The sequence below is a fragment of the Xanthomonas sp. SHU 166 genome, from assembly GCF_000364685.1.
Taxonomy (GTDB): Bacteria; Pseudomonadota; Gammaproteobacteria; order Xanthomonadales; family Xanthomonadaceae; genus Xanthomonas_A; species Xanthomonas_A sontii.
In genome coordinates, this window is record NZ_AQOJ01000531.1 from 1 (window position 1) to 3,356 (window position 3,356).

A 3,356-nucleotide genomic window follows, 5' to 3' on the forward strand; every position below is an offset into this window, starting at 1 on the left:
GCAGGCGCCCGGCCTCGCCGGGATGCGGGGTCAGTACCGCCTGCGGCACCGCGCGCGGCGCCTGTGCGAGCAGATTCAATGCGTCGGCATCCAGCACCAGCGCGCGATCCTCATCGGCCAGGACCGTCTGCCACAGCGCCTGCGCCCAGGCGTCCTGGCCCAGCCCGGGACCGAGCGCAACCACGCTGGCCTTGCGCAGCAACGGCGTCAGCGCCGCCGCCTCGTCGACCGCATGCGCCATCGCCTCCGGGCAGCGCGCCAGTAGCGGCGCCACGTGCGCGCTGCGGGTCGCCACGCTGACCAGGCCGGCGCCGCTGCGCAGGGCCGATTCGGCACTGAGCATCACCGCTCCGCCGCTGCCGAGATTGCCGCCGACGCACAGCACATGCCCGGAATCGCCTTTGTGGCTGTCCTGCCGGCGCGGCGCCAGATGGCGGCGCAAGGCTCCGACGGTCCAGGCCTGCGCGCGCGGCGCGCAATCGGCAAACGCGGCGAGCGGCACCTCCAGCGTCGCCAGCGCGCGCTCGCCGACATGGTTCAAGGCCGCACCGGTATGCAGGCCGGCATGGGCGACGATGAACTGCAAGGTCAGCGACGCCGGCAACACCGCGCCGGGCACGCTGCCGGTTTCGGCGTCCACGCCGCTGGGCACATCCAGCGCCAGTACCGGCGCGCCAAGTCCGCCCAGCGCGCCGAGCAGCGCCGCCAGTTCGGCGTCCGGCGCGCGATTGAGGCCGATGCCGAGCAACGCATCGACCACTACGTCGGCCGGCGCCAGCGCCGCGTCGAACTCCTCGATACGGCCGCCGACGCCGATGTAGTCGGTGCAGGCGCGCTGCGCCAGCGGCGATTGCGGACCGCGCCCGGGCAACTGCAGCACGCGCACCTGCCGTCCGGCGCGATGCGCCAGCCGCGCCAGCACGTAGCCATCGCCACCGTTGTTGCCGCTGCCACAGGCCACCAGGATGCGCTGCGCCTGCGGCCAGCGCTGCAACAGCGTCTGCCACGCGGCCTGACCGGCGCGCTGCATCAGCGTGTAGCCGTCGCCGCCCAGCAGCGCGGTGGCCTGCGCATCGATGCGGCGCGCGTCCGCGGTGGCATGGAGATCGAAGCAGTTGTACATGCACGGGATTCTATACTTGCGCGATGTCCGCCCGCCTCGACATCGCCGATCCCCACACCGCCGCCGCGCGCATCCGCGCGCTGGCGCGCACGTTCGGCTTCCAGCGCTGCGGCATCGCCGGCATCGAACTGCAGCAGGACGAGGCGCATCTGCGCGACTGGCTGCAACAGGGCCTGTACGGCACGATGCACTGGATGGCCCAGCACGGCGACAAGCGCTCGCGCCCGGCGGAACTGATCCCCGGCACGCTGCGGGTGATCTCGGTGGGCCTGGACTACGGCCGCAACGACGACGATTCGGCCTGGGACACGCTGCGCGACGGCGAGCGCGCCTATGTCGCGCGCTATGCGCTGGGCCGCGACTACCACAAGCTGATGCGCAACCGCCTGCAGAAGCTGGCCGAGCGCATCCAGGACGAGATCGGCCCGTTCGGCCACCGCGTGTTCGTCGATTCGGCGCCGGTGCTCGAACGCGCCCTGGCGCGCGACGCCGGCCTGGGCTGGATCGGCAAGCACACCTGCCTGATCGACCGCAACGGCGGCTCCTGGTTCTTCCTCGGCGAGATCTACGTCGATCTGCCGCTGCCGATCGACCCGCCGGCCAGCGCCCACTGCGGCACCTGCACGCGCTGCATCGACGTCTGCCCGACCCAGGCGATCGTCGCGCCGTACCGGCTCGATGCGCGCCGCTGCATCGCCTACCTCACCATCGAGCACGACGGCGCGATTCCCGAGGAACTGCGCCCGGCGATCGGCAACCGCATCTTCGGCTGCGACGATTGCCAGCTGATCTGCCCCTGGAACAAGTTCGCCAAGCGCAGCGACGAACCGGACTTCCGCGCGCGCAACGACCTGGACAAGGCCACGCTGGCGCAGCTGTTCGCCTGGGAGGAAGACGAGTTCCTGCGCCGCACCGAAGGCAGCGCGATCCGCCGCAGCGGTCACGAGCGCTGGCTGCGCAATCTGGCAGTGGCGCTGGGCAACGCGCCGACCACGCCACAGGTACTGGCCGCGCTAGGCGCGCGCGCGCAGCATCCCTCGCCGCTGGTGCGCGAGCACGTGCAATGGGCGCTGGCCCGGCATGCAGCCACGTCGACGCAGCCGGCCGCAGCTGCCGACGTGCGAGGATAGGCGCCCGTACGCCCTGCACCGCCCGCATGTCCGATCGCGCCGACCAGATCCTCAGCCCCAGCCAGCTCAACACGCTGGCCCGCGATCTGCTGGAGAGCACCTTCCCGCTGGCCTGGGTGGAAGGCGAACTGGGCAACGTCACCCGCCCCTCGTCCGGCCACCTGTATTTCACCCTGAAGGACTCGCGCGCGCAGGTGCGCTGCGCGATGTTCAAGCCCAAGAGCCAATGGCTGCGGTTCGTGCCGCGCGAAGGCCTGCGCGTACTGGCACGCGGGCGCCTGACCCTGTACGAAGCGCGCGGCGATTACCAGTTGGTGCTGGACCATCTGGAGGAAGCCGGCGAAGGCGCGTTGCGCCGGGCGTTCGAGGAGCTCAAGGCCCGGCTCGCCGCCGAAGGCCTGTTCGCCAGCGAGCGCAAGCGCGCCCTGCCCGGCTTCGTGCGGCGCCTGGCGGTCATCACCTCGCCCAGCGGCGCCGCCGTGCGCGATGTGCTGAGCGTGCTCGGCCGGCGCATGCCGCTGCTGCAGGTGGACATCCTGCCGAGCCTGGTCCAGGGCGACAGCGCCGCGGCGCAGATTGCCGCCTTGCTGCGCCAGGCCGACGCCAGCGGCCGCTACGACGCGATCCTGCTGACCCGCGGCGGCGGCTCGCTGGAGGACCTGTGGGCGTTCAACGACGAACACCTGGCACGCGCCATCGCCGCGGCAGTCACCCCGGTTGTGTCGGCCGTCGGCCACGAGACCGACGTGACCCTGGCCGATTTCGCCGCCGACCTGCGCGCCCCCACCCCGTCGGTCGCCGCCGAATTGCTGGTCCCCGACCAGCGCGATCTCGGCGCGCGCCTGCGCTCCCAGCATGCCGCGTTGCTGCGCTGGCAGCAGCACCGGCTGCGGCAAGCGCAGCAACGCGCCGACCGCGCCCTGCTGCGCCTGCAGGCGCAGAGCCCGCAGGTGCGCCTGCAGTTGCTGCAGCGCCGCCAGCACGAGATCGGACGACGGCTGGCGGCGGTGTGGCGGCAACAGCAGGAACGCCGGCATGCCCAGTTGCGCCATGCCGCCGCGGTGCTGCGCGCCGCGCAGCCGCAACGGCGGCTGGCGATGCTG

The 3,356-nt window shown here is 72.3% G+C and carries 3 protein-coding genes; 2 read left to right on the forward strand and 1 reads right to left on the reverse strand.

The genetic code is table 11. The features are described from left to right. The coding region (locus D180_RS13645) for an NAD(P)H-hydrate epimerase (protein WP_017913231.1) at positions 1-1,123 on the reverse strand (1,123 nt) is incomplete at its 3' end. A 23-nt stretch (positions 1,124-1,146) separates the two neighbouring features. Here D180_RS13645 and queG point away from each other — a divergent pair. After that, the gene (queG, locus tag D180_RS13650) at positions 1,147-2,253 is read left to right on the forward strand and encodes a tRNA epoxyqueuosine(34) reductase QueG (RefSeq protein WP_017913232.1); all 1,107 of its coding nucleotides are present in this window, start codon (positions 1,147-1,149) and stop codon (positions 2,251-2,253) included. 26 nt (positions 2,254-2,279) lie between these two features. Continuing rightward, a partial coding sequence (xseA, locus tag D180_RS13655) for an exodeoxyribonuclease VII large subunit (protein WP_017913233.1) occupies positions 2,280-3,356 on the forward strand: 1,077 nt, incomplete at its 3' end.

Coding starts and splice junctions, on each gene's coding strand:
- queG (WP_017913232.1), top strand. CDS start 1,147: ATGTCCGCCCGCCTCGACATCGCCGATCCCCACACCGCCGCCGCGCGC.